This window comes from Streptomyces thermocarboxydovorans (genome assembly GCF_039524635.1).
GTDB lineage: Bacteria > Actinomycetota > Actinomycetes > Streptomycetales > Streptomycetaceae > Streptomyces > Streptomyces thermocarboxydovorans.
The window spans coordinates 33,483-57,693 of sequence record NZ_BAAAGU010000051.1 but is presented as its reverse complement, the minus strand read 5'-3'; the positions used below and the strand labels follow the sequence as shown (position 1 = coordinate 57,693).

Here is a 24,211-nt window from a genome sequence, read left to right as displayed (position 1 = left end):
CAGTCGCTGCGACAGATCAACACCCACGAAGAACAATGATGCCGCAGCTCGCTACATCACCACATGAGACATCGTCTTAGCGACGTCGACTGAGGAAGAAGTCGCGGAGATGCGCGGTTCGCGCAGGAGGGTCACACTGAAAAGTGCGACCCTCCTTGGGGGAGTTAGTGAACCCGACACCAATTGAGAAGGCCCGTCACTCATGGTTGACCAGTTCGATTGACGTTCCTGCGGTAAATGTCAGGTTCTGGCTTATGATGGCTTTTTGACCAAGGGCCCATGTCCGGCGGGCGGCGTCCATAAAGCCTGGGGCTTCAACTACGACGTGTGGGGGGGTGACCAACAACCTGTGGAGTCTCCTGTAGTCCAAGCGCAGTGGCGCCACTGCGGCGCCTGTCACGCGTTTTTCTATGACGGTTTTTCGGACAAGGGTCAATGCCCCGCCGGCGGTGGGCATCAAGCGGCTGGTTGGCACTTCGTCATTTACCACGGCCCCTTGACCTCTCCCCCCAGCCCGAGGGAGCAGGGCGATTGGCGTTACTGCGGTAAATGTCACGCACTGTTCTTTGACGGATTCCCGGCCAACAAGGGCCGGTGCCCCGCCGGCGGTGGGCATGAGGCGGCCGGCTGGACCTTCGTCCTGGGGCATATCGAGTCAAATGCCACAGACTGGATGGATACCCAGGAGCGCACGACCTGGGTGCTGGTCAAGGACGCGCACCTCACGCACGGGGGATGTTCACGCCTTGCAGTCGATCCGCGTCTCGTGGTCGTAGCACGCGCCCACAGTGAAGACCTGGCTGCTCATCCCGGCCTCTGGGACAAGAAAACACCGGAGGGATTTCCGGGACATTACGGGTCTGACGGTAGTTTGCCTTCGGGGCCCGATGGCCGGATCGCAAAGGCTGTGGGTTCCTCTGGCGCCGAGAACGTCTTCCGCGGCAGGATTCGGGGCAATGCCGCCCCGCCGGGGCCAGACACGGCTTTCAACGCTTGGTGGAACAGCTCTAGCCATAAGGCGACCATCCTCAACTGCAACCACAACACGAGCGGCGTGGGCATCGCTTTCGGTAATGATCCTGACGGCTGGACTTCCTACTACTTCACTCAGGTGTTTCATCCCTGACTGCCTGGCCCAACGAGCGCCCGCCGGCTGCTGTGTCGGTCGGCCGCACCCCAAGATCAGCCTACAGAGCAGCCACACAACGCTCCCCAGTCTCGTCACCCAAAGTCACTGTTGAAGGCTACCGACGGACCAATACACGACAGTTGAATACGCGAGCCCACCAGTACCGAGGCCGGGTCCGCGCGCAGCGAAGCGATCTGGGTCCGCCAGGGGTCGGTGCGATGCCGCCGCAGCGCGGTTCGGGTCCGCCCGGGAGCAGCCCGGTGCCACCGCAGAGGATCGGGTCGACCGCGCAGCGGCCCAAGGCCGTCAAGCGGTCCGGACCCGCCAGGGAATGATGCGACGCCGCTGCCACACCATGCGCCTCCACCGGGAAGTGGTCCGAAGCCGGCTGAGCACGGCCCGGTGCCACCGGCGACGGACCGGTGCCACCGCGGCGCGCTGCGGCTCCGCCGCCGCGCGGTCCGACTGTGCGGGGGAGCTCCGGGCCACCGCAGAGCGGTCCGGGTCCGCCAGGGAGCGATCCTGGACGGCCACAGGTTGCTCCGGGCCCGGCAGGGATCGGTTGCGACGCCGCCGCTGCGCCCCCGGCTCGCATCCGCCGGGGAACAGTCCAGAGCCACGGCAGAGCGACCCGTGGCCGCAGGGCGATGCGGTCCACCCCGAAGCGATCAGGATCCGCCGGGCGCGGCCCGGGTGTGGAGCGTGCGGCTCCGTTGCACCATGGCTGCATGCTGCTGTCCCGGCTGGCCCGTGTGTCCCAGGAGGTCGCTGCCACCTCGGCGCGGTCCCGGAAGATCGCTCTGCTCGCCGAGCTGTTCCGTGAGGCGGAGCCGGAGGACGCGCGCATCGTCATCCCGTATCTCGCGGGCAGGCTGCCGCAGGGGCGGCTCGGCGTGGGATGGAAGGTGCTGAGCCGACCGGTGCCCCCGGCCGCCGAGCCGACGCTGACCGTGCGTGAGGTCGACGCGCTGCTCGGGGCGCTGGGGAAGGTGTCGGGGCCGGGGTCGCAGGCCGAGCGGGCCCGGCTGGTCGGGGAGTTGATGGGGGCGGCGACCGAGGAGGAGCAGCGCTTCCTGTTCGGGCTGATCACCGGGGAGGTGCGGCAGGGTGCGCTGGACGCGGTCGCCGTGGAAGGACTGGCCCGGGCTACGGAGGCGCCTCCGGATGCCGTGCGGCGGGCGGTGATGCTGGCGGGTTCGCTGCAGACGGTGGCCGAGGCGCTGCTGTCGGAGGGGCCCGCGGCGCTGGAGCGGTTCCGGCTCACGGTCGGGCGGCCGGTGCTGCCGATGCTGGCGCACAGCGCCTCCTCGGTGGCCGAGGCGGTGGAGAAGCTGGGCGCCTGTGTGGTGGAGGAGAAGCTGGACGGCATCCGGGTGCAGGTGCACCGCGACGGCGACAGCGTGCGGGTGCACACCCGGACCCTGGACGACATCACCGACCGCCTGCCGGAAGTGACCCGGGTGGCACGGGAGTTGCCGGGCGAGCGGTTCATCCTGGACGGCGAGGTCATCTCCTTCGACGCCGACGGCCGCCCCCGCTCGTTCCAGGAGACCGCGGGGCGGGTCGGCTCGCGGGTGGACGTGGCCACCGTCGCCCGCGAGGTGCCCGTCTCCCCCGTCTTCTTCGACGCGCTGAGCGTCGACGGCCGCGACCTGCTGGACCTGCCGTTCACCGAGCGGCACGCCGAGCTGGCCCGGCTGGTGCCGGAGCCGATGCGGGTGCGGCGCACGGTGGTGTCCGGACCGGACGACGTGGCGACCGCGGAGACCTTCCTCGCCGAGACCCTGGAGCGCGGCCACGAGGGCGTGGTGGTCAAGAGCCTGGACGCCCCCTACAGCGCGGGCCGGCGCGGCGCCTCCTGGCTGAAGGTCAAGCCCGTGCACACGCTGGACCTGGTGGTGCTGGCCGCCGAGTGGGGCCACGGCCGCCGCACCGGCAAGCTGTCCAATCTGCACCTGGGCGCCCGCACCGCCGACGGCGGCTACGCGATGCTCGGCAAGACCTTCAAGGGCATGACCGACAAGATGCTGTCCTGGCAGACCGAACGGCTGCGCGAGCTGGCCGTCGAGGAGAACGGGTACGTGGTCACCGTGCGCCCCGAACTCGTCGTGGAGATCGCCTACGACGGCCTGCAGCGCTCCGCCCGCTACCCGGCCGGTGTCACCCTGCGCTTCGCGCGCGTGGTCCGCTACCGCGAGGACAAGCGCCCGGAGGAGGCGGACACGGTGGAGACGGTGCTCGCCGCGCATCCGCAGGTGCGGCCGTGACCGGCGCCCGCAGCGCCGGCCTGCTGGTGTTCCGGCGCACCGGTGGGGGCCTTGAGGTACTGCTCGGTCACATGGGCGGCCCGTTCTTCGCCCGCCGGGAGGCCGGCGCCTGGACCGTGATCAAGGGCGAGTACGACCCGGACGAGCCGGCCTGGGAGGCGGCCCGCCGGGAGTTCGAGGAGGAGCTGGGCCTGCCCCCGCCGGACGGGGAGGCGATCCCGCTGGGCGAGGTCCGCCAGTCCGGCGGCAAGGTGGTGACGGCGTGGGCCGTGGAGGGGGATGTCGACCCGGCGGCGATCATGCCGGGGACGTTCGAGATGGAGTGGCCGCCGCGGTCGGGGCGGATGCGGGAGTTCCCGGAGCTGGACCGGGTGGCGTGGTTCGGGCTGGACCGGGCCCGTGAGGTGATCGTCAAGGCGCAGACGGCGTTTCTCGACCGCTTGGCGGAGCACTCGCTCTGAGGACCCTCCCGCGTTGCGCGGCCCCCGGCCGCGCGGGAAGGTCGAAACGCAAGCCCGTCCCCAGGGAGGTCCGCGATGCCCATCGCAACGGTGAATCCGGCGACCGGCGAGACACTCAAGACGTACGAGGCCATGGGCGAGGAGGAGATCGAGCGCCGGCTCCAGCTCGCCGAGGCCACCTTCCGTACGTACCGGACGACGAGCTTCGACGAGCGGTCCGCGCTGCTGCGCCGCGCCGCCGACCTGCTCGACGAGGACAACGAGAGCATCGCACGGGCGATGACCACCGAGATGGGCAAGCCGGTGAAGCAGGCCCGCGCGGAGGCCGCCAAGTGCGCCAAGGCCATGCGCTGGTACGCCGACCGCGCGGCCGGGCTGCTCGCCGACGAGGAGCCCGACGCCTCCGACGTGCGGGACTCCGGCGCCTCGCGGGTCGTGGTGCGCTACCGGCCGCTCGGTCCGGTGCTCGCGGTGATGCCGTGGAACTTCCCGCTGTGGCAGGTGGTGCGGTTCGCCGCGCCCGCGCTGATGGCGGGCAACGTGGGCCTGCTCAAGCACGCCTCGAACGTGCCGCAGACCGCCCTGTACCTGGAGGACCTGTTCCATCGCGCGGGCTTCACCGAGGGCTGCTTCCAGGCGCTGCTCATCGGCTCCGGCGCGGTCGACGAGATCCTGCGGGACGACCGGGTCAAAGCGGCCACCCTCACCGGCAGCGAGCCGGCCGGGCGGGCGGTGGCGTCCACCGCCGGGGAGATGATCAAGAAGACGGTGCTGGAGCTGGGCGGCAGCGACCCCTACGTCGTGATGCCCTCCGCCGACCTGGACCGGGCCGCCCAGGTCGCGGTCACCGCGCGGGTGCAGAACAACGGGCAGTCCTGCATCGCCGCGAAGCGCTTCATCGTGCACACGGATGTCTACGACGCCTTCGCCGAACGCTTCACCACGGGCATGAAGGCGCTGAAGGTGGGCGACCCGATGGAGGAGGAGACCGACGTCGGGCCGCTGGCGAGCGAGCAGGGGCGCAGCGACCTGGAGGAGATGGTCGACGACGCGGTGCACGCCGGAGCGGAGGTGCTGTGCGGCGGCGAGCGCCCCGAGGGTCCGGGCTGGTACTACCCGCCGACGGTGCTGTCCGGCATCGACCGGGAGATGCGCATTCACCGGGAGGAGGCGTTCGGCCCGGTGGCGACGCTGTACCGCGCCGCGGACCTGGACGAGGCGGTGCTGATCGCCAACGACACCTCGTTCGGACTGAGTTCGAACGTCTGGACGCGTGACGAGGCCGAAGTCGACCGGTTCGCGCGGGACCTGGAGGCGGGCGGGGTCTACGTCAACGGCATGACGGCCTCTCACCCGGCGTTCCCGTTCGGCGGGGTGAAGCGCTCCGGCTACGGGCGTGAGCTGTCCGGGCACGGAATCCGGGAGTTCTGCAACATCACCACGGTTTGGCAGGGTGCGTGAGGCTTCCGGGGCTACGATCCGATCTGTGAACCGCGAAGTGACTCTGCCTCTGATCGTCGACGACCGCGGGACCCTTCAGGTGGCCGCGGCCGATGTCAGCAAGCTGCTGCGGACGGTGGGCGGCCGGTGGGTGCGGCTGGTCGAGGCCGGGGAGCAAGGGCTCGACGAGGACACGGTGGCCGCGCTCACCATCGAGCTGGCCAAGCTGGCCGACCGGATCGACGTGGCCTGCATCGCGCACAGCAGCGGCCGCACGCCGTGATCCGCAGCCCGTGGTGGCGCTCCTACGCGGGCCGTTGGAGGGTCCGCCAGAACAGCGCCTCGTAGCTCTGCAGCAGACGCCCGTAGGAGCGGGCCCGCGTCTCGTCGAGGCGGCCGGTGTCCAGGGCTGCCTGGACGGCGTTCTCGGCCGTGCGGTCCAGGTCCGGGGCCGGTTCGGCGAAGAAGTCGAAGAAGGCGCACGCCTCGTCGGTGAAGCCGTAGTGGGTGCGCAGGGCGCCGGCGATGGTCGCGCAGTAGCCGCCCCACGCCGAGAAGTTGGCGGTGACGGCCAGCACCGCGTCGGCCGGGGCGGCGTTCAGGGCCAGCCAGGCGACATAGGCCGGGTAGGCCTGGCAGCCCGGCAGCGGGGTGTACGCCGAGGCGCGGGCCTCGTCGGCACCGCAGGCCGCGGCGAAGGCCGGCAGCCGCCGCTGAGCGATCGCCTCCCCCTCGGCCAGTGCGGTGAAGCAGGCGTCCGCCTCCGGCTCGGCCGAGGAGCGCAGGGCCAGCTGGAGGAAGGCGCGCCGGTCGGCCGGGATCACCCGCATCTGCTCCAGGGCGAGCGTCGCAAGCACCTCCCGGTCCGCCTCACCGGAGGCGATCAGCGGCACCAGCGGGTTGGAACGCGGGTCGGACGCGAGCTCGGCGGTGATCGTCTTCAGCAGCTCCCGGGCCGTACGTGTCATCGCGTCCTCCGTGGCGTCTCTCACCCATGAGATGTGCCCGGGGACCGGGCGTGGGCAACCCGGCAGCCGGGGGAATGCCAGGAGCACGTCCACGGGAACGGCCCCGGAGCACATCCACGGGAACGGCCCCTCCCGGCGGATGGGAGGGGCCGTCCCGGCCCGTGGGGGGGTGTGTGTGAGCCGTTCGGCCGGGCGCGTCAGCGGATCGGCATGCCCGAGAGGGTGCGGGCGATGACCAGGCGCTGGATCTCGCTGGTGCCTTCGAAGATGGTGTAGATCGCGGCGTCGCGGTGCATGCGCTCCACCGGGTACTCGCGGGTGTAGCCGTTGCCGCCGAGGATCTGGATGGCCTGGGCAGTGACCTTCTTCGCCGTCTCGCTGGCGAAGAGCTTGGACATCGAGCCCTCGGCCGCGGTGAACGGCTTGCCGTTGATCGCCATCCAGGAGGCCCGCCAGACGAGCAGGCGGGCGGCGTCGATCTGGGTGCGCATGTCGGCGAGCTGGAAGGCGACGCCCTGGTTGTCGATGATCGGGCGGCCGAACTGCTCGCGGGTCTGCGCGTACTCCAGGGCCACCTCGTAGGCGGCGCGGGCCGTGCCCACCGCCATCGCGCCGACCGCCGGGCGGGACGCCTCGAAGGTGGCCATCGCGGCGTTCTTCACGCGCTCGCCGCCCTTCTTCGCCTTCTCCCGGGCGCGGGCGAGCCGCTCGTCGAGCTTGTCCTTGCCGCCGAGCAGGCAGGAGCCGGGCACGCGCACGTTGTCCAGGATGACCTCGGCGGTGTGCGAGGCGCGGATGCCGTGCTTCTTGAACTTCTGGCCCTGGGACAGGCCGGGGGTGTTCGGCGGGATGATGAAGGAGGCGTGGCCCTTGGATCCGAGCTCGGGGTCGACGACCGCGACCACCACGTGCACGTTGGCGATGCCGCCGTTGGTCGCCCAGGTCTTGGTGCCGTTGATCACCCACTCGTCCTTCGCCTCGTCGTAGACGGCGCGGGTGCGCATGGAGGCGACGTCGGAGCCGGCGTCGGGCTCGGAGGAGCAGAAGGCGGCCACCTTGACATCGTTGACGTCGCCGTACATCTGGGGGATCCAGGTGCCGATCTGCTCCTCGGTGCCGTTGGCGAGGACCCCGACGGCGGCCAGGCCGGTGCCGACGATGGACAGGGCGATGCCCGCGTCGCCCCAGAAGAGCTCCTCCATCGCCATGGGGATGCCGAGACCGGTCGGGTCGAAGTACTGCTGCGCGTAGAAGTCGAGGGAGTAGATTCCGACCTTGGCGGCCTCCTGGATGACCGGCCAGGGAGTCTCCTCACGCTCGTCCCATTCGGCGGCCGCGGGGCGGATGACATCGGCGGCGAAGCCGTGCAGCCAGTCCCGCACCTCCTTCTGTTCGTCGTTGAGCTCCATGGTGAACTCGGCCATGTCCCCTCCAGCGGCGGCGCACGTGTTACTTGCGGTAACCGCAGTCTGTTACCGGCGGGTAGGAAAAGTCAACTCCCGAGGACAGGTCGGTATCCCCGTTCGACGGGCCGGACAAGGGCAGTGCTACTTTGCGCAGGCGTCACCGAACCAGCACGGGTGGGGAGAGCTCATGGACACCACACAGCGGACCGATCAGCAGCGGGCCGCCGACCGCCGCCGGCGCGAGCTGCTGGAGGCCGCCGACCGGGTGGTGCTGCGCGACGGCCCGCAGGCGTCGATGAACGCGATCGCCGCGGAGGCGGGGATCACCAAGCCCATCCTGTACCGGCACTTCGGCGACAAGGGCGGCCTGTACGCGGCACTGGCCAAGCGGCACACCGACGCCCTGCTCGACTCGCTGCGCGCCGCGCTGGACGCCCCGGCCGACCGGCGGGAGCGGGTGGAGAACACGCTCGACACCTATCTCGCGGCGATCGAGGCGCGGCCGCAGGTGTACCGGTTCCTGATGCACCCGGCCGAGGGGTCCTCCGGGGACCAGGGGTTCGACGTCGGCAAGCACTCGGCGCCGCTGCTGCGGCGCATGGGCGAGGAACTGGCGCAGGTGATCGAGGAGCGCGTCGACCTCGGGCCGGACTCGCAGCAGCTGGCGCGCGTCTGGGGCCACGGGATCGTCGGGATGATGCACGCGGCGGGCGACTGGTGGCTGGGAGAACGCCCCTGCTCCCGCGCCGAGTTGGTGCGCAGCCTCGCCGATCTGCTGTGGGGACGGCTGGCCGCGGCCGGGGACAAGCTGGGCGGCCCCGGATTCTGACTCCCGCGAAGTGCGCGGCGGCCTCGGACGCGGCCTGGAGTGCGCGGCCGCCTCGGACGCGCCTCGGAGTGCGCGGGGCCGCCCGGGCCCGGTCACCTCACCTGCCCCGCTGCCATGAAGCCCGGGAGACCTGGCGCATGAGGCGGCGGTGGCGCCAGCCGGTGAGACGGTCCGCGTAGACGCGGCCCTCGAGGTGGTCGTACTCGTGCTGCAGGCAGCGGGCGAACCAACCGGTGCCGTGCACCGTCACGGGCTCGCCCGTCCTCGTCACGCCCTCGATCACCGCGTGGTCGTGGCGTTCCGTGCCCGCCTCCAGGCCCGGCAGGGACAGACAGCCCTCCGGGCCGCGGACCGTCACGCCGTCCAGCTCGACCAGGCGCGGGTTGACCACATGCCCGAGGTGCCGGTTGTCCTCGTCGTCGGGGCAGTCGTAGACGAACACCCGCAGCGGCACCCCGATCTGGTTCGCCGCCAGGCCCACCCCCTGCGCCGCGTACATCGTGGCGAACAAGTCCTCCACCAGCCGGTCCAGTTCCGGACCGAAGTCGGTGACCTCCCGGCACGGCGTGTGCAGGACGGGGTCGCCGAGCAGGGTGAGGGGGCGCACGCGTCCGTGGACGCCGGGGATGGGGCCGTGCCGCATGGCGGTCAGGGTACGGTCCTCGCATCGGCGCCCGTCACAACCGGGAGCCACGGTTCTGGGCCGTCAAAGGATCTCGATAGGCTGAGGCCCACACCACGTGGCCGTCAGGCACAAGGCGCGGCGCGTACGCAAGGAGGATCGAGAACTGATGGCAGGCAACTCGGACCCGCTCACGCCGCGGGCCAAGCTGGCCGTGACCGCGGGCAAGGCGGTCGCAGCGGCATCCCGCGCCGCGGGGCGCGGCAGCGGTTCGGTGATCGGTGGCCGGGTGGCGCTGAAACTCGATCCCGATCTTCTCGCGCGGCTGGCGCAGAACCTGGACTGTGTTCTCGTCTCGGCGACCAACGGCAAGACCACCACGACCCGGCTGATCGCCGAGGCGCTGCGCGCCGCCGGGCCGGTGGTCTCCAACGCGCTCGGTGCCAATATGCCCGCCGGCATCACCTCCGCGCTGGCCGGCGGCTCGGACGCGAAGTTCGGCGTCATCGAGGTCGACGAGAAGTACCTCTCCGGCGTCGCCCGCGACACCGACCCCAAGTGCATCGCCCTGCTGAACCTCTCCCGCGACCAGCTGGACCGCGCGGCGGAGACCCGCATGCTCGCGGAGAACTGGCGCGAGGGGCTGGCCGGGTCCAAGGCCGTCATCGTCGCCAACGCCGACGACCCGCTGGTCGTCTGGGCCGCCTCCTCGTCACCGAACGTGATCTGGGTCGCCGCGGGCCAGATGTGGAAGGACGACGCCTGGTCCTGCCCCTCCTGCGGCGGTGTGATGCAGCGTCCCGGCGACGACTGGTTCTGCGGCGAGTGCGGCTTCCGCCGGCCGACGCCGAGCTGGGCGCTCTCCGGCGACCATGTGATCGACCCGCACGGCTCCGCCTGGCCCATCCACCTGCAGCTGCCGGGCCGCGCCAACAAGGCCAACGCCGCGACCTCCGCCGCCGTCGCCGCGGTGTTCGGGGTGCCGCCGCAGGTGGCGCTGGAGCGGATGTACCAGGTGCAGGCCGTCGCCGGGCGCTACGACGTGGTGCGATTCCAGGGCCGTGACCTGCGGCTGCTGCTCGCCAAGAACCCCGCGGGCTGGCTGGAGACGTTCTCGCTGATCGACCCGCCGCCCACGCCCGTGATCCTCTCGGTCAACGCCCGCGCCGCGGACGGCACCGACACCTCCTGGCTGTGGGACGTCGACTACACCCGGCTCACCGGGCACCCGATCTGCGTCATCGGCGACCGGAAGCTGGACCTCGCGGTGCGCCTCGAGGTGGCCGATCAGCAGTTCCAGGTGTGCGAGAACCTCGACCAGGCGGTGGCGGCCTGCCCGCCCGGCCGTATCGAGGTCATCGCCAACTACACCGCGTTCCAGGACCTGCGCCGCCGCGTCGGCAACTGACAACTCAGGGGACTTTTGTGAGTGACAACAGCCTGCGGGTCGTCTGGGTCTATCCCGACCTGCTCAGCACCTACGGCGACCAGGGCAATGTGCTCGTCGTGGAGCGCCGCGCCCGGCAGCGCGGCCTGGACGTCGCCCGGCTGGACGTGCGCAGCGACCAGCCGGTCCCCACGTCCGGCGACATCTACCTGATCGGCGGCGGCGAGGACCGGCCGCAGCGGCTCGCCGCCGAGCGGCTGCGCCGGGACGGCGGGCTCAACCGGGCGGTGGAGAACGGCGCGATCGTGTTCTCGGTGTGCGCCGGCTACCAGATCCTCGGCCACGAGTTCATCAACGACCTCGGCCAGCGCGAGCCCGGCCTCGGACTGCTGGACGTGGTCTCGGTGCGCGGCGAGGGCGCGCGCTGTGTCGGCGACGTGCTGGCCGACATCGACCCGGAGCTGGGACTGCCGCCGCTGACCGGCTTCGAGAACCACCAGGGCGTCACCCACCTGGGCCCCACGGCCCGCCCGTTCGCCCGGGTGCGGTTCGGCAACGGCAACGGCACCGGCGACGGCACCGAAGGCGCGTACAACGACACGGTGTTCGGCACCTACATGCACGGCCCGGTGCTGGCCCGCAACCCGCAGATCGCCGACCTGCTGCTGAAGCTGGCGCTGGACGTCAACGCGCTCCCGCCGACCGACGACCGGTGGTACGAGGCGCTGCGCAACGAGCGCATCGCCGCCGCGCAGCAGCCCGGGTGAATCCGCTGCGCCTGTGAGGTGACACGGCGGCGCGGCGGGGTGTTCCGCACCCCGCCGCGCCGCCGTCGTGTCCGGCCTCCAGGACCTCTGCGAGAGCCCGTCGGAGAGCCCGTCTGACGCCTGGTCCGCACAGGTGAGCGGGCTCGTCCAGCAGGCGGACGCGAGGTGCGGCCCTGCCCCCTTCAGCCGCTAGGGTGGCGGGGATCGAGCCGGACAGCGCGGTCCGGTCCCGGCCCACTTCGAGAAGGTTGTTTCGGGCTATGCGCATTGGTGTCCTCACGTCCGGCGGCGACTGCCCCGGCCTGAACGCCGTCATCCGGTCCGTCGTGCACCGTGCCGTCGTCGACCACGGCGACGAGGTCATCGGGTTCAGGGACGGCTGGAAGGGCCTCCTGGAGTGCGACTACCTCAAGCTCGACCTGGACGCGGTGAGCGGCATCCTGGCACGCGGCGGCACCATCCTCGGCTCCTCCCGGGTCCGTCCCGGGCATCTGCGGGACGGCGTGGAGCGCGCCAAGGGGCACGTCCGCGACCTCGGCCTCGACGCGATCATCCCGATCGGCGGCGAGGGCACGCTCAAGGCGGCCCGGCTGCTGTCCGACAACGGGCTGCCGATAGTCGGTGTGCCGAAGACCATCGACAACGACATCGCGGTCACGGACGTCACGTTCGGCTTCGACACCGCCGTCGGCGTCGCCACCGAGGCGCTGGACCGGCTGAAGACCACCGCCGAGTCCCACCAGCGGGTGCTGATCGTGGAGGTCATGGGCCGCCACACCGGCTGGATCGCGCTGCACTCCGGCATGGCGGCCGGCGCCCACGCCATCGTGGTGCCCGAGCGGCCCTTCGACATCGACGAGCTGACCGCGAAGGTCGGCGCGCGGTTCTCGGCCGGCAAGCGGTTCGCCATCGTGGTCGCCGCCGAGGGTGCCAAGCCCAGGCCCGGGACCATGGACTTCGACGAGGGCGGCAAGGACATCTATGGCCACGAGCGCTTCGCCGGTGTCGCCCGGCAGCTCGCCCAGGAGCTGGAGGCGCGGCTCGGCAAGGAGGCGCGGCCGGTGATCCTCGGGCATGTGCAGCGGGGCGGCACGCCCACCGCCTACGACCGTGTGCTCGCCACCCGGTTCGGATGGCACGCGGTGGAGGCCGTGCACCGGGGCGAGTTCGGCAGGATGACGGCGCTCAAGGGGACCGACATCACGATGGTGTCGCTGGCCGAGGCCGTCGCCAGCCTGAAGACGGTGCCCGAGGAGCGGTACGCCGAGGCGGAGTGCGTGCTCTAGCCACCGGCACTCGCGTGCTCCAGCCACCGGGCGGTGCTCACGGCGGACCCCGGTCGCAGCGGCGGCCGGAGTCCGCCGTAGTCTGTGGGGCGGACATTGCGCACAACCCCCACGAATCAGGAGCCGGTGGATGGATCACAGCGGGCACGGCATGACCATGGATCTGCCGCCGTTCACGCTGGGGCGAGGCCTCGCCTGGTCGGCGGACCCGTTCTTCCTCGTCGCCTGCCTGCTGGCGCTGGCCCTGTACGGCTGGGGCGTGGCGCGGCTGGTCCGGCGCGGCGACAAGTGGCCCGTGGGGCGCACGGTCGCCTTCGTGCTCGGCGTGCTGAGCGTCGCGCTGGTGATGTGCACCGGGCTGAACGACTACGGCATGGTCATGTTTAGCGTGCACATGGTGCAGCACATGGTGATCAGCATGGTCTCCCCGATCCTGGTGCTGCTCGGGGCGCCCATCACGCTGGCGCTGCGCGCGCTGCCGACGGCGGGGCGGGGCCGCACGGGGCCGCGGGAGCTGCTGCTGAAGCTGCTGCACAGCCGGTACATGCGCATCGTCACGCACCCGGCGTTCACCATCCCGATGTTCATCGCGAGCCTGTACGCGCTGTACTTCACCCCGCTGTTCGACTTCCTGATGGGCTCCAAGGCGGGGCACGTCGCGATGATGGTGCACTTCCTCGCCGTCGGCCTGGTGTTCTTCTGGCCGATCATGGGCGTGGACCCGGGTCCGCACCGGCCCGGGTATCTGATGCGGATGCTGGAGCTGTTCGCGGGCATGCCGTTCCACGCGTTCTTCGGCATCGCGCTGATGATGGCGTCCACGCCGATGGTGTCGACCTTCGAGCACCCGCCCGCCTCGCTGGGGATCGAGGCGCTGTCCGACCAGAACGCGGCCGGCGGCATCGCCTGGGCGTTCAGCGAGATCCCCTCGGTGCTGGTGCTGATCGCGCTGCTGTTCCAGTGGTACGCCTCCGACCAGCGGCAGGCCCGCCGCAAGGACCGCGCCGCCGACCGGGACGGGGACAAGGAGCTGGAGGCGTACAACGCCTACCTCGCCTCGCTGCACGCCCGCGGCAACTGAGCCGCTCGGCGGGCGGCCCGTGCCCGTGACGCCCGGAACGGCCGGTCCCGTGCCGGACGCCCCGGAAAGTGGGTGTCTGAACGCATGTGCGGATCCTGTCCGGCGGGGCACCATGGAGGGAACCGCATGAGGAGGGTGTTGCGATGCCCGGTTCCACGAACGGTTCCACCTCCACGAAGACCATGGCGGTGCTCACCGTCGGCGGTCTGGTCGCCGTGACGGCCTACACGGTGGCGCTCGGCAGCAACGGCTGGCTCTGGTTCGGCTGGGTCGTCCTGGGGCTGATCACCCTCGCGATGGTGGCCACCCGCAGCACCTGATCCTCATTCCCGCTCGGCGATATCCCGCACCGCGGTTCCCGCACCGCGGTTCCCGCACCGCGTCCTCACCCGCCGAGGCGTCCGGCGGAGTGCACGCCCGGCTGGTACTTCGGCAGCCGGACGGTGACCTTCATGCCCGCGCCCACGGCGGTCTCGATGACGAGCCCGTAGTCGTCGCCATAGACCTGGCGCAGCCGGTCGTCGACGTTGGACAGGCCGATGCCGCCGGAGGGGCCCGGTTCGCGGGCGAGGATGCGGCGCAGCACCTCGGGGTCCATGCCGGCGCCGTCGTCCTCGATCACGACCAGGGCCTCGGCGCCGGCGTCCTGCGCGGTGAGCTGGATATGGCATTTGTCCGACTTGCCTTCCAGGCCGTGCTTGACGGCGTTCTCCACCAGCGGCTGCAGGCACAGGAACGGCAGGGCCACCGGCAGCACCTCGGGGGCGATCTGCAGGGTGACGGAGAGCCGGTCGCCGAAGCGTGCCCGCACCAGTGCCAGGTAGTGGTCGATGGCGTGCAGCTCGTCGGCGAGGGTGGTGAAGTCGCCGTGCCGGCGGAACGAGTAGCGGGTGAAGTCGGCGAACTCCAGCAGCAGCTCACGGGCCCGCTCGGGATCGGTGCGCACGAAGGAGGCGATCACCGCGAGCGAATTGAAGATGAAGTGCGGGGAGATCTGGGCGCGCAGGGCGCGGATCTCGGCCTCGATGAGCCGGGTGCGGGACCGGTCGAGGTCGGCCAGTTCCAGCTGGACGGAGACCCAGCGGGCGACTTCCCCGGCCGCCCGGACCAGCACCGCCGACTCACGGGGCGCGCAGGCCACCAGCGCGCCGTGCACCCGGTCGTCGACGGTGAGCGGGGCGACGACGGCCCAGCGCACGGTGCAGTCGGGGGTGTCGCAGCCGAGCGGGAAGGCCTCGCCGCGGCCGGTGTCGAGCGGGCCGGCGAGGCGGGCCATGACCTCCTCGCGGTGATGGGAGCCCACGCCGTCCCAGACCAGCACCCGCTCGCGGTCGGTGAGGCACAGGGCGTCGGTGCCGAGCAGGGAGCGCAGTTTGCGGGCGGCCTTGCGCGCGGTCTCCTCGGTGAGGCCGGCCCGCAGCGGGGGCGTGGCCAGCGAGGCGGTGTGCAGGGTCTCGAAGGTGGCGTGCTCGACGGGGGTGCCGAGGCCGGCCAGGCTGGACGGGCGGGCGGTGCGCCGGCCCAGCCAGAACCCGGCGGCCAGCAGCGGCAGCACGGCGACCAGGAGCCCCGCGAGGAATCCGCTCATGGCGACACCTCCGTCCGCGTCTCCTCGGGCAGGTGGAAGCGGGCCAGCACGGCCGCGGTACCGGGCGGAACCCGGCCGGGGGTGGCCAGGGACACCAGGATCATGGTGAGGAAGCCCAGCGGCACCGACCAGAGGGCGGGCCAGGCGAGCAGGGCGTGCCAGGGGCCCTCGCCCGGGTAGCCGGTCATGGTCGCGGCGACGGCGAGGAAGGCCGAGCCGCCGCCCACCAGCATCCCCGCGGCCGCGCCGGGCGGGGTGAGCCGGCGCCACCAGATGCCGAGGACGAGCAGCGGGCAGAATGACGAGGCCGACACGGCGAAGGCGAGCCCCACGGCGTCGGCGACCGGGAGCCCGCCGAGCAGGAAGGTCAGGGTCACGGGCACGGCCATGGCGAGCACCGTGCCCAGCCGGAAGTGCCGCACGCCCCGCGAGGGCAGCATGTCCTGGGTGAGCACTCCGGCGACCGCCATGGTCAGTCCGGACGCCGTGGACAGGAACGCGGCGAAGGCGCCGCCGGCGACCAGGGCGCCGAGCAGGTCACCGCCCACTCCCCCGATCATCCGGTCGGGCAGCAGCAGCACGGCGGCGTCCGCGTTGCCGGTGAGGGTCAGCTCCGGTGCGTACATGCGGCCGAGCGCGCCGTAGACGGGCGGCAGCAGGTAGAAGGCGCCGATCAGGCCGAGGACGGCGACGGTGGTGCGGCGGGCGGCGACCCCGTGCGGGCTGGTGTAGAAGCGGACCACGACGTGCGGCAGCCCCATGGTGCCGAAGAAGGTGGCGAGGATCAGGCCGTACGTGGCGTACAGCGGGCGCTCCTCGCGGGACTCGGCGCGGGACGGGGAGACGGCGTCGTCGGTGCCGCGTCCGGCGGCGGGCACCTCGGTGCCCTCGGCGAAGGTCAGCCGGGTGCCGCCCTCGATGTGGTGGGTGCCGGCCGGCAGGACCAGCTCGGCGCCGTCGCGGGTGGTGCCGTCGACGGTGCCGTCCACGGTCACGGTGAGCGGCTTGTCCAGCCGCAGGTCGAGGCCGTCCTCGACGCGTACGGCCCGCTGCTCGCGGAAGGAGGCCGGCTCGTCGAAGGCGTGGGTGGGGGCGCCGTCGCCCTGCCAGGCGAGGACCAGGAAGAACGCGGGGACCAGCAGCGCGGTGAGCTTCAGCCAGTACTGGAAGGCCTGGACGAAGGTGATGCTGCGCATGCCGCCGGCGGCGACGATCACGGTCACCACCACGGCGACGATCACCCCGCCGAGCCAGTCGGGCGTGCCGGTGAGCACGGTCAGGGTGAGCCCGGCGCCCTGCAGCTGGGGCAGCAGATACAGCCAGCCGACGCCGGCCACCAGCACTCCGGCCATCCGCCGCACCGTCTGCGAGGCGAGCCGTGCCTCGGCGAAGTCGGGCAGGGTGTAGGCGCCGGAGCGGCGCAGCGGGGCGGCGACGAACAGCAGCAGCACCAGATAGCCGGCGGTGTAGCCGACCGGGTACCAGAGCATGTCCGGGCCCTGGACCAGGACGAGCCCGGCGATGCCCAGGAAGGACGCGGCGGAGAGGTACTCGCCGCTGATCGCGGCGGCGTTCAGGCGGGGGCCGACGGTGCGGGAGGCGACGTAGAAGTCGGAGGTGGTGCGGGATATGCGCAGGCCGAAGGCGCCCACGAGGACGGTCGCCAGGACGACCAGGGCGACGGCGGGTACGGCGTAGCTGGAGTTCACGGCCCGTCCGGTCCTGTCTCAGCGGTCCTGGACGAGCCGCACGAAGTCGCGTTCGTTGCGTTCGGCGCGGCGGACGTACCAGCGGGCGAGCAGCACGAGCGGGGCGTACAGCCCGAAGCCGAGGACGGCCCACTCGAGGCGGGGGGCGTCGGGAGCGGCGGCGAAGACCAGCGGGAGCGGGCCGATGAGCAGGACCAGGACGGCGAACACGGTCAGTCCGGTGCGCAGCTGGGTGCGGATGAGGGAGCGGACGTAGGTGTGACCGAGGGTGGTCTGCTCGTCGATCTCGGTGCGGGGCCGGTAGTAGCCGGTGGTGCGGCGGGCCCGGCGGGGCGGGCCGGTGACCACCACGCGGCGTTCGGTCGGATCCTGGGGCATGGGGGTTTCCCTAGCTCGTCGTGCGGCGCATCAGCAGATCCCGCAGCTCACGCGCGTGCCGCCGGCTGACCTGCAGTTCCTCGGACCCGATCAGGACGCTCACCGAGCCCGCGTCCAGCCGCAGCTCGGCGATGTGCCGCAGGGCGACCAGGTGGCGGCGGTGGATGCGGACGAAGCCGCGCGAGCGCCAGCGCTCCTCGAGCGTGGACAGCGGGATGCGCACCAGGTGGCTGCCCCGGTCGGTGTGCAGGCGGGCGTAGTCGCCCTGGGCCTCGACATGGGTGATGTCGTCCACCGGGACGAACCGGGTCACCCCGCCGAGCTCCACGGGGATGTGATCGGGGTCGGGTTCGCTGACCGGGATGCGCGGGGCGGCGCCGCGCTGGGCGGCGGCCCGGCGGACGGCCTCGGCCAGCCGCTCCTTGCGCACGGGCTTGAGGACGTAGTCGACGGCCTTGAGGTCGAAGGCGCGGACGGCGAAGTCCTCGTGGGCGGTGACGAACACGACGAGCGGCGGCCGGGCGAAGCCGGTGAGCAGGCGCGCGAGGTCCAGGCCGTCCAGGCCGGGCATCTGGATGTCGAGGAAGACCACGTCGATGGCGTCCGGGCCGTCGGGTCCCGACTCCAGGGCGCGGTTGATGCGGCGCAGCGCCTCGGTGGCGTCTCCGGCGCCCTCGGCGCTGCGGATGCGCGGGTCGGCGTTGAGCAGGTACAGCAGTTCCTCCAGCGAGGGACGTTCGTCGTCGACGGCCAGGGCGCGCAGCATGATGCGGAGTTTAGGTGCGGGGTCCGCCTCGGGTACATGCCGGGACGTGGGCGTTCTCGGCGGAGACGCATGTCGGCGGACGCTGGATACAGTGCCCGCATGAACAGCAGGCCCGCCTCCTTCGACGAACTCGACCGGAAGATCGTCACCGCCCTGATGGCGAACGCCAGGACGTCCTTCGCCGAGATCGGCGCGGCGATCGGGCTGTCGTCGACGGCGGTCAAGCGCCGGGTGGACCGGCTGCGGGAGAGCGGGATCATCACCGGGTTCACCGCGACCGTGCGTCCCTCCGCGCTCGGCTGGCGCACCGAGGCGTATGTCGAGGTGTACTGCGAGGGCGCGGCGCCGCCGCGGCGGCTGGCGGAGGTGGTGCGCGGGTATCCGGAGATCGCCGCGGCGATGACGGTGACCGGGGGTGCGGACGCGCTGCTGCATGTGCGGGCGCGGGACGTGGAGCACTTCGAGGAGGTGCTGGAGCGGATCCGGGCCGAGCCGTTCATCCGAAAGACGATCAGTGTGATGGTGCTGTCCCATCTGCTGCCGGACAGCCCGGAGGCCGGCGCCAGCCAGCTCGCCCCGGATGGCGCAACAGACGTGCGCTGAGCAGGGGCAATACGCAGTATTGCTGCATGAAGACGCAGCTCTTGTTCCTTGTCGCCCCTCGGGGTCGCTTCCTAACGTGGAGTCATCCCTAGTCGACAGCGCGTGGAAGCGGAGGAACCCCTTCGTGCCTGGATCACGTGTGGCGTCCCCACGGCGGTACCTCGTCTGCGAACCCAGATTCTTCGCCGTGCGGTACGCGATCAACCCCTGGATGCATCCCGACCGGCCCGTCGACACGGCGCTCGCGCAGCGGCAGTGGCGCACGCTGGTCGACACCTACCGGGCCCACGGGCATACCGTGGAGACGGTGGAGCCGGTGCCCGGTCTGCCCGACATGGTGTTCGCCGCGAACGCGGCGGTCGTCGTGGAGGGCCGGGTGTTCGGTTCGCTGTTCCACGCGCCCGAGCGGCGCCCGGAGTCCGTGCCGTACCAGACGTGGTTCAAGGACCATGGCTTCGACGTCCATCAGCCCGAGTCGGTGTGCGAGGGCGAGGGCGATCTGGTGCCGGCCGGCCGCTGGATCCTCGCGGGCACCGGATTCCGCACGACACGGGAGGCGCATCGTGAGGCGCAGGAGTTCTTCGGGGTACCGGTGATCAGCCTGACGCTGGTGGATCCGTACTTCTACCACCTGGACACGGCGCTGTTCGTGCTGGACGGTGAGAACATCGCCTACTACCCGGAGGCGTTCTCGCCCGGCAGCCGCGAGGTGCTGAAGCGGCTGTACCCGGACGCGGTGATCGCCACCCGTGACGATGCGATGGCCTTCGGGCTGAACTCCGTCTCCGACGGACGCCATGTGTTCATCTCGCCGGGCGCGACGGCGCTCGCCGACCGGCTGGCCGACCGCGGCTATGTTCCCGTCCCCGTCGATCTGTCCGAGTTCCACAAGGCAGGCGGCGGCATCAAGTGCTGCACTCAGGAGATCCGCTCATGACCTCTGTCGCCCGTACCCGTTCGTCCGCCGAGCTGATCCGGGCGGAGGAACCGGTTCTCGCGCACAACTACCACCCGCTGCCCGTGGTCGTGGCCCGCGCGGAGGGCACCTGGGTGGAGGACGTGGAGGGCCGCCGCTACCTGGACATGCTGGCCGGCTACTCGGCGCTGAACTTCGGCCACCGGCACCCCGCGCTGATCGAGGCGGCGCACCGCCAGCTGGACCGGCTCACCCTCACCTCGCGCGCCTTCCACAACGACCGGCTCGCCGAGTTCGCGGAGCGGCTGGCCGCGCTGATCGGGCTGGACATGGTGCTGCCCATGAACACCGGCGCGGAGGCGGTGGAGAGCGCGGTGAAGGTGGCCCGCAAGTGGGCCTACGACGTCAAGGGCGTCCCGGCGGACCGGGCCACGATCGTGGTCGCGGCGGACAACTTCCACGGCCGCACCACGACCATCGTCAGCTTCTCCACGGACGAGGTCGCCCGCAGCGGCTTCGGCCCGTTCACGCCCGGCTTCCGGATCGTGCCGTACAACGACCTGGCGGCCATGGAGGCGGCGATCGACGAGACCACCGCCGCGGTGCTGATCGAGCCGGTCCAGGGCGAGGCGGGTGTGATCGTCCCGGACGACGGCTATCTGGCGGGCGTGCGGGAGCTGACCAGCCGGAAGGGCTGCCTGTTCATCGCCGACGAGATCCAGTCGGGGCTGGGCCGCACCGGCCGCACCCTGGCCGTGGAGCACGAGTCGGTGATGCCGGACGTGGTGCTGCTCGGCAAGGCGCTGGGTGGCGGGATCGTCCCGGTGTCGGCGGTGGTGGCCCGCCGCGAGGTGCTGCAGGTGCTGCACCCGGGTGAGCACGGGTCGACCTTCGGCGGCAATCCGCTGGCCGCGGCGGTCGGCTCGGCGGTGGTGGACCTGCTTCAGACGGGTGAGTTCCAGCGCCGGGCGGCGGAGCTGGGCGTGGTGCTGCGCGGGGGCCTTCAGTCCCTGGTCGGCAGGGGCGTCGTCGGTTTCCGTTCGCGCGGGCTGTGGGCCGGCGTGGACATCGACCCGGAGCTGGGAACGGGCCGTGACATCAGCGAGCGCCTGATGCGGGAGGGCATCCTCGTCAAGGACACCCACGGATCCACGATCCGTCTGGCGCCGCCGCTGACCATCACGGCGGACGAGCTGCAGGACGCCCTGCAGACGCTGGAGAAGGTGCTGGTCCAGGAGGCCTGACCGGCAGGACCCATGATCCGCTCGTACCGCCCGCGGCCGTTCCAGTCCCTGAGACCCGGTCCCGCCCGAGGCGCCCCGATTCCCGGCGAGGGTGAAGATTGGGGCATGAGGTGATAGACCACTCTCAGGCGACAGAGAGGTCGGCCGTGGGCGGACACAACGAGCAGGACACGGCCCGGCAGGGGTTCGACGTGGCCGGCGCCGCTCCCGTGCTGCTCGACCCGGCGGGCGTGGTGGCGAGCTGGACCGCACGGGCCGAGCGGCTGCTGGGGTACACGGCGTCGGAGGCTGTCGGCAGGAAGCTCGCCGAACTGCTGACCGACGAGGACGCCCTGCGGGTGCCGGAGCTGGTCGAGCGGAGCCGTGCCGACAGCGGCTGGACCGGGCTGCTGAGGGCCCGGCACCGCGACGGGCGGACCGTGGAGCTCACCGTGCGCGCCACACCGACGGTGGACCCGCGGCGCGGTGCGTCCCTGCTGGTCCTGCTGTCGGAGTCGGGCGAGGACACCGGCTGGGCGATGAGCCGCACGGTGCTGGAGCAGATGGTCTCCGGGTCCCCGATCGGCATCGCGATCGTGGACACGGACCTGAGGTACGTGTGGTCGAACGCGGCCCTTGAGCAGTTCGGCGGCGGCCACGCGGACCGGCGCCTCGGCCTGCGGCTCGCCGAGATCCAGCCGGGCACGGACGCCGAGGCCGTCGAGGACCGGATGCGGCAGGTGCTGGCGACCGGCGAACCGGTGGTCGGCTACGAGCACGTCGGCCGGGTCCGCTCGGCGCCGCTGCGCGAGACGGCCCACATGATCTCGTTCAACCGTCTGGACGACGAGCAGGGCCGCCCGATGGGCGTGTACTACACGGTCGTCGACATCACCGAGCGGCACCGCGCCCGCCAGCGGCTCGCGCTGCTGGACCGGGCCGGCGAGCACATCGGCCGTTCCCTGGACATCATGCGCACCGCGCAGGAGCTGGCCGATGTCGCCGTGCCCGGGCTCGCGGACGTGGTCACCGTGGATCTGCTGGAGACCGTGCTGCGCGGGGCCGAGCTGCCGCCCGGGCCGCTGGCGGGGACCGACACCGTGGCGCTGCGCCGGGCGGGCCAGAAGTCCTCGCAGGGCAAGCTGCCCGACTCCGTGGTGGAGATCGGCGAGGTGGCCGGCTACCGGGCCGGTTCGCCGCCGGTGCGCTGCCTGACCTCGGGCCGCTCCTGGCGGCAGGACGAGCTGACCCCGCTCGCCCTGGAGTGGGCGGTCGGCGCGGCGGGCGGCCGGGAGAACACCTTCCTGGAGCTGGGCCTGCAGAGCGCGCTGATCGTACCGATCCGCGCCCGCGGGGTCACTCTGGGCGTCACCACGTTCTTCCGCCGCCTCCGCCAGATGCCCTTCGACGCGGACGACGTGCATCTGGCGGAGGAGCTGGTCTCACGCGCCGCCCTCTGCGTGGACAACGCCCGCCGCTACACCCGGGAGCGGGACGCGGCGCTGGTGCTGCAGCGCAGCCTGCTGCCCCGGCGGATGCCCGAGCAGGACGCCGTCGACGTGGCCGCCCACTACCGGCCGGCCGACGAGCTGACCGGGCTGGGCGGCGACTGGTACGACCTGATCCCGCTGTCCGGTGCCCGGGTCGCGCTGGTCGTCGGGGAGGTGCCCGGGCACGGCATCGACGCCGCGGCCGGGATGGGCCGTCTGCGGACGGCGGTGCGGACGCTGGCCGCGCTGGACCTGCCGCCCGAGGAGGTGCTGGCGCACCTCGACGACCTGGTGGCCCGCACCGCCCGCGACGAGGGCCCGCTCGACGGGGACGACGGGGACGACGAGGGCGAGCGCCCCTTCGTGGAGCCCATCGGCAGCGGCTGCGTGTACGTCGTCTACGACCCGGTCGACGGCCGGTGCGCCATGGCCGCCGCCGGGCATCCCGCGCCGGCCCTGGTGACGCCGGACGGCACGGTGAGCTTCGTGGAGCTTCCGCAGGGCCCGGCGCTCGGCGTGGGCGGGCCGCCGTTCGAGTCGGTGGAGATGACCCTGGAGGAGGGCACGACGATCGCCCTGCACACCGACGGTCTGCTGGCCCATGGCGACGAGGGGTCCCGGCCGGCCGCCGAGGCCTGCCTGCCCAAGCCGGCGGAGCAGCAGCGGCTGGAGCGGCTTCGTGCGGTGCTGACGGAGCGCTCCGCCAGCCTGGACGAGCAGTGCCGGGCCGTGGTGGACACGCTGGCCCCGGCCCACCCCTACGACGACGTGGCGCTGCTGATGGCCCGCACCAAGCGGCTGGATCCGGGGCAGATCGCCGTCTGGGACCTGCCCGGGGACCCGGAGATGGTGGCCGAGGCCCGCAGGACGGTCACCCGGCAGCTGGCCGAGTGGGGGCTGGAGGAGCTGGTCTTCACCGCGGAGCTGCTGGTGAGCGAGCTGGTCACCAACGCCATCCGGTACTCCCCCGGCCCGGTCCGCCTGCGGCTGATCCGCGAGCGCGCGCTGGTGTGCGAGGTCTTCGACGGCGGCGCCACCGCCCCGCATCTGCGCCATCCGCGTGCCATGGACGAGGGCGGCCGGGGCCTGCTCCTGGTGTCCCAGCTGGCCGAACGCTGGGGCACCCGCTTCGTGCCCGACGGCAAGATCATCTGGGCCGAGCTGTCCCTCACGGGCGGGGCCGACTGAGGCGGAGCGGCTTTCCGGGGCCGCCAGGGGGCACGCGGGGCAGACGGGACTTTGCCGTCCCCTAGGCGCGTGAGGCGTCCATGTCGGCCACTCGGGCGACGTTCTGCCGGTCCTCGGGGTCGTCGCTGGGGGCGCCCGCGAACCAGGCGTCGAGGATCTCCTTCAGCAGCGGCTCGGAGGTCAGGCGCAGGCTCAGGGCCAGGACGTTGGCGTCGTTCCAGCGGCGGGCCCCGTCCGCCGTGTACGCGTCGGTGCACAGCGCGGCCCGCACGCCGGGCACCTTGTTCGCGGCGATGGAGGCGCCGGTGCCGGTCCAGCAGCACACCACCGCCTGGTCGGCCGTGCCGTCGGCGACCTCGCGGGCGGCCGCCTCGCTGCAGGCGGCCCACTGGGCGTCGTCCCCGGGGCTCAGTGCGCCGTGCGGGCGCACCTCGTGCCCTCGCTCGCGCAGCTCGGCGACGAGCGCCCGGGCCACGGGTTCGTCCATGTCGGAGGAGACGGAGATCCTCATGTCTGCGAGCCTACTCGGCCCTCCGGCCAGCCCGGAACCGGTGACCGGCGGCGCGGCGATCACCGTCATGATCCGGTCATGCCGCCGGTCGGGTGTTGCCCTGACGCGGTGATCGGAAGAGGCTGTCGCTGCGGTCCTCCCCAGCCGCACACGTCCCTCGCGCGCATGCGCTGACGGGCGTTCAGGCGCCGGGCCG

23 protein-coding genes are annotated in these 24,211 nt (G+C 72.0%); 15 read left to right on the top strand and 8 right to left on the bottom strand.

Annotation, left to right across the window (positions count from 1 at the left end; genetic code table 11):
• Positions 1-265: 265 nt before the first annotated feature.
• The 5 genes from ABD198_RS22950 (at position 266) to ABD198_RS22930 (ending at position 5,580) form a co-directional block, all read left to right on the top strand.
• A complete protein-coding gene (locus ABD198_RS22950) occupies positions 266-1,126 on the top strand; it encodes a CAP domain-containing protein (RefSeq protein WP_344005188.1) in 861 nt (286 codons plus the stop codon).
• A 731-nt stretch (positions 1,127-1,857) separates the two neighbouring features.
• On the top strand, positions 1,858-3,396 hold the full coding sequence (locus ABD198_RS22945; protein WP_344005185.1) for an ATP-dependent DNA ligase: 1,539 nt from the start codon (positions 1,858-1,860) through the stop codon (positions 3,394-3,396).
• Positions 3,393-3,857 carry an NUDIX hydrolase gene (locus tag ABD198_RS22940; RefSeq protein ID WP_344005182.1) on the top strand — a complete coding sequence of 155 codons (465 nt, stop codon included), beginning with the start codon at positions 3,393-3,395 and terminating at the stop codon, positions 3,855-3,857. Before ABD198_RS22945 ends, ABD198_RS22940 begins: the two co-directional genes overlap by 4 nt.
• A gap of 75 nt (positions 3,858-3,932) precedes the next feature.
• Entirely contained in the window at positions 3,933-5,318 is a 1,386-nt protein-coding gene (locus ABD198_RS22935; protein ID WP_344005179.1) for an NADP-dependent succinic semialdehyde dehydrogenase, read from the top strand.
• A gap of 25 nt (positions 5,319-5,343) precedes the next feature.
• A complete protein-coding gene (locus tag ABD198_RS22930; protein ID WP_344005176.1) occupies positions 5,344-5,580 on the top strand; it encodes a DUF6213 family protein in 237 nt (78 codons plus the stop codon).
• A gap of 22 nt (positions 5,581-5,602) precedes the next feature.
• On the opposite strand, the gene ABD198_RS22925 is transcribed toward ABD198_RS22930, so the two are convergent.
• On the bottom strand, positions 5,603-6,265 hold the full coding sequence (locus ABD198_RS22925; RefSeq protein WP_344005173.1) for a TenA family protein: 663 nt from the start codon (positions 6,263-6,265) through the stop codon (positions 5,603-5,605).
• A 197-nt stretch (positions 6,266-6,462) separates the two neighbouring features.
• On the bottom strand, positions 6,463-7,689 hold the full coding sequence (locus tag ABD198_RS22920) for an acyl-CoA dehydrogenase family protein (RefSeq protein WP_344005170.1): 1,227 nt from the start codon (positions 7,687-7,689) through the stop codon (positions 6,463-6,465).
• Between the two features lie 169 nt (positions 7,690-7,858).
• Between ABD198_RS22920 and ABD198_RS22915 the strand changes: the two genes are divergently transcribed.
• Complete coding sequence (locus ABD198_RS22915; RefSeq protein WP_344005167.1) at positions 7,859-8,500, top strand: TetR/AcrR family transcriptional regulator; 642 nt, start codon at positions 7,859-7,861, stop codon at positions 8,498-8,500.
• Between the two features lie 97 nt (positions 8,501-8,597).
• On the opposite strand, the gene def is transcribed toward ABD198_RS22915, so the two are convergent.
• The gene (gene def / locus ABD198_RS22910) at positions 8,598-9,143 is read right to left on the bottom strand and encodes a peptide deformylase (protein ID WP_344005164.1); all 546 of its coding nucleotides are present in this window, start codon (positions 9,141-9,143) and stop codon (positions 8,598-8,600) included.
• 148 nt (positions 9,144-9,291) lie between these two features.
• On the opposite strand from def, the gene ABD198_RS22905 reads away from it, so the two are divergent.
• The 5 genes from ABD198_RS22905 (at position 9,292) to ABD198_RS22885 (ending at position 13,963) form a co-directional block, all read left to right on the top strand.
• Positions 9,292-10,530: a Mur ligase family protein gene (locus tag ABD198_RS22905; RefSeq protein ID WP_344005161.1), complete on the top strand. Its 1,239-nt coding sequence runs from the start codon at positions 9,292-9,294 to the stop codon at positions 10,528-10,530.
• A gap of 17 nt (positions 10,531-10,547) precedes the next feature.
• A complete protein-coding gene (locus ABD198_RS22900) occupies positions 10,548-11,276 on the top strand; it encodes a type 1 glutamine amidotransferase (RefSeq protein WP_344005158.1) in 729 nt (242 codons plus the stop codon).
• Between the two features lie 260 nt (positions 11,277-11,536).
• Positions 11,537-12,562: a 6-phosphofructokinase gene (locus ABD198_RS22895; protein WP_344005155.1), complete on the top strand. Its 1,026-nt coding sequence runs from the start codon at positions 11,537-11,539 to the stop codon at positions 12,560-12,562.
• 130 nt (positions 12,563-12,692) lie between these two features.
• Positions 12,693-13,643 carry a cytochrome c oxidase assembly protein gene (locus ABD198_RS22890; RefSeq protein WP_344005153.1) on the top strand — a complete coding sequence of 317 codons (951 nt, stop codon included), beginning with the start codon at positions 12,693-12,695 and terminating at the stop codon, positions 13,641-13,643.
• Positions 13,644-13,786: 143 nt separating this feature from the next.
• Positions 13,787-13,963, top strand: a complete 177-nt coding sequence (locus ABD198_RS22885) for a hypothetical protein (protein WP_344005150.1) — start codon at positions 13,787-13,789, stop codon at positions 13,961-13,963.
• A 65-nt stretch (positions 13,964-14,028) separates the two neighbouring features.
• Here the strand turns inward: ABD198_RS22885 and ABD198_RS22880 are convergent, their stop codons facing one another.
• From ABD198_RS22880 to ABD198_RS22865, 4 genes are read right to left on the bottom strand one after another with little or no spacing between them, the layout of a single operon-like run.
• Entirely contained in the window at positions 14,029-15,231 is a 1,203-nt protein-coding gene (locus ABD198_RS22880) for a sensor histidine kinase (protein WP_344005147.1), read from the bottom strand.
• A complete protein-coding gene (locus ABD198_RS22875; RefSeq protein WP_344005144.1) occupies positions 15,228-16,940 on the bottom strand; it encodes a sodium/solute symporter in 1,713 nt (570 codons plus the stop codon). Before ABD198_RS22875 ends, ABD198_RS22880 begins: the two co-directional genes overlap by 4 nt.
• An 18-nt stretch (positions 16,941-16,958) precedes the next feature.
• On the bottom strand, positions 16,959-17,318 hold the full coding sequence (locus tag ABD198_RS22870) for a hypothetical protein (RefSeq protein ID WP_344005141.1): 360 nt from the start codon (positions 17,316-17,318) through the stop codon (positions 16,959-16,961).
• A gap of 10 nt (positions 17,319-17,328) precedes the next feature.
• On the bottom strand, positions 17,329-18,084 hold the full coding sequence (locus ABD198_RS22865; protein ID WP_344005138.1) for a LytR/AlgR family response regulator transcription factor: 756 nt from the start codon (positions 18,082-18,084) through the stop codon (positions 17,329-17,331).
• A 99-nt stretch (positions 18,085-18,183) separates the two neighbouring features.
• On the opposite strand from ABD198_RS22865, the gene ABD198_RS22860 reads away from it, so the two are divergent.
• From ABD198_RS22860 to ABD198_RS22845, 4 genes are all read left to right on the top strand, one after another.
• Positions 18,184-18,687, top strand: coding sequence for an Lrp/AsnC family transcriptional regulator (locus tag ABD198_RS22860; protein ID WP_167997089.1), 504 nt, complete (start codon positions 18,184-18,186; stop codon positions 18,685-18,687).
• A 124-nt stretch (positions 18,688-18,811) separates the two neighbouring features.
• Entirely contained in the window at positions 18,812-19,624 is an 813-nt protein-coding gene (gene ddaH, locus ABD198_RS22855) for a dimethylargininase (protein WP_344005133.1), read from the top strand.
• Positions 19,621-20,847 carry an ornithine--oxo-acid transaminase gene (gene rocD, locus ABD198_RS22850; protein ID WP_344005130.1) on the top strand — a complete coding sequence of 409 codons (1,227 nt, stop codon included), beginning with the start codon at positions 19,621-19,623 and terminating at the stop codon, positions 20,845-20,847. The genes ddaH and rocD overlap by 4 nt, the downstream gene beginning before the upstream one ends.
• Positions 20,848-20,993: 146 nt before the next feature.
• On the top strand, positions 20,994-23,504 hold the full coding sequence (locus tag ABD198_RS22845; protein ID WP_344005127.1) for a SpoIIE family protein phosphatase: 2,511 nt from the start codon (positions 20,994-20,996) through the stop codon (positions 23,502-23,504).
• 61 nt (positions 23,505-23,565) lie between these two features.
• On the opposite strand, the gene ABD198_RS22840 is transcribed toward ABD198_RS22845, so the two are convergent.
• On the bottom strand, positions 23,566-24,015 hold the full coding sequence (locus ABD198_RS22840; protein ID WP_344005125.1) for an RpiB/LacA/LacB family sugar-phosphate isomerase: 450 nt from the start codon (positions 24,013-24,015) through the stop codon (positions 23,566-23,568).
• Between the last annotated feature and the right edge of the window lie 196 nt (positions 24,016-24,211).

Coding starts and splice junctions, on each gene's coding strand:
- ABD198_RS22865 (WP_344005138.1), bottom strand. CDS start 18,084: ATGCTGCGCGCCCTGGCCGTCGACGACGAACGTCCCTCGCTGGAGGAA.
- ABD198_RS22925 (WP_344005173.1), bottom strand. CDS start 6,265: ATGACACGTACGGCCCGGGAGCTGCTGAAGACGATCACCGCCGAGCTC.
- ABD198_RS22905 (WP_344005161.1), top strand. CDS start 9,292: ATGGCAGGCAACTCGGACCCGCTCACGCCGCGGGCCAAGCTGGCCGTG.
- ABD198_RS22890 (WP_344005153.1), top strand. CDS start 12,693: ATGGATCACAGCGGGCACGGCATGACCATGGATCTGCCGCCGTTCACG.
- ABD198_RS22920 (WP_344005170.1), bottom strand. CDS start 7,689: ATGGCCGAGTTCACCATGGAGCTCAACGACGAACAGAAGGAGGTGCGG.
- ABD198_RS22870 (WP_344005141.1), bottom strand. CDS start 17,318: ATGCCCCAGGATCCGACCGAACGCCGCGTGGTGGTCACCGGCCCGCCC.
- ABD198_RS22880 (WP_344005147.1), bottom strand. CDS start 15,231: ATGAGCGGATTCCTCGCGGGGCTCCTGGTCGCCGTGCTGCCGCTGCTG.
- ABD198_RS22935 (WP_344005179.1), top strand. CDS start 3,933: ATGCCCATCGCAACGGTGAATCCGGCGACCGGCGAGACACTCAAGACG.
- ABD198_RS22915 (WP_344005167.1), top strand. CDS start 7,859: ATGGACACCACACAGCGGACCGATCAGCAGCGGGCCGCCGACCGCCGC.
- ABD198_RS22840 (WP_344005125.1), bottom strand. CDS start 24,015: ATGAGGATCTCCGTCTCCTCCGACATGGACGAACCCGTGGCCCGGGCG.
- ABD198_RS22895 (WP_344005155.1), top strand. CDS start 11,537: ATGCGCATTGGTGTCCTCACGTCCGGCGGCGACTGCCCCGGCCTGAAC.
- rocD (WP_344005130.1), top strand. CDS start 19,621: ATGACCTCTGTCGCCCGTACCCGTTCGTCCGCCGAGCTGATCCGGGCG.
- ABD198_RS22885 (WP_344005150.1), top strand. CDS start 13,787: ATGCCCGGTTCCACGAACGGTTCCACCTCCACGAAGACCATGGCGGTG.
- def (WP_344005164.1), bottom strand. CDS start 9,143: ATGCGGCACGGCCCCATCCCCGGCGTCCACGGACGCGTGCGCCCCCTC.
- ABD198_RS22945 (WP_344005185.1), top strand. CDS start 1,858: ATGCTGCTGTCCCGGCTGGCCCGTGTGTCCCAGGAGGTCGCTGCCACC.
- ABD198_RS22860 (WP_167997089.1), top strand. CDS start 18,184: ATGAACAGCAGGCCCGCCTCCTTCGACGAACTCGACCGGAAGATCGTC.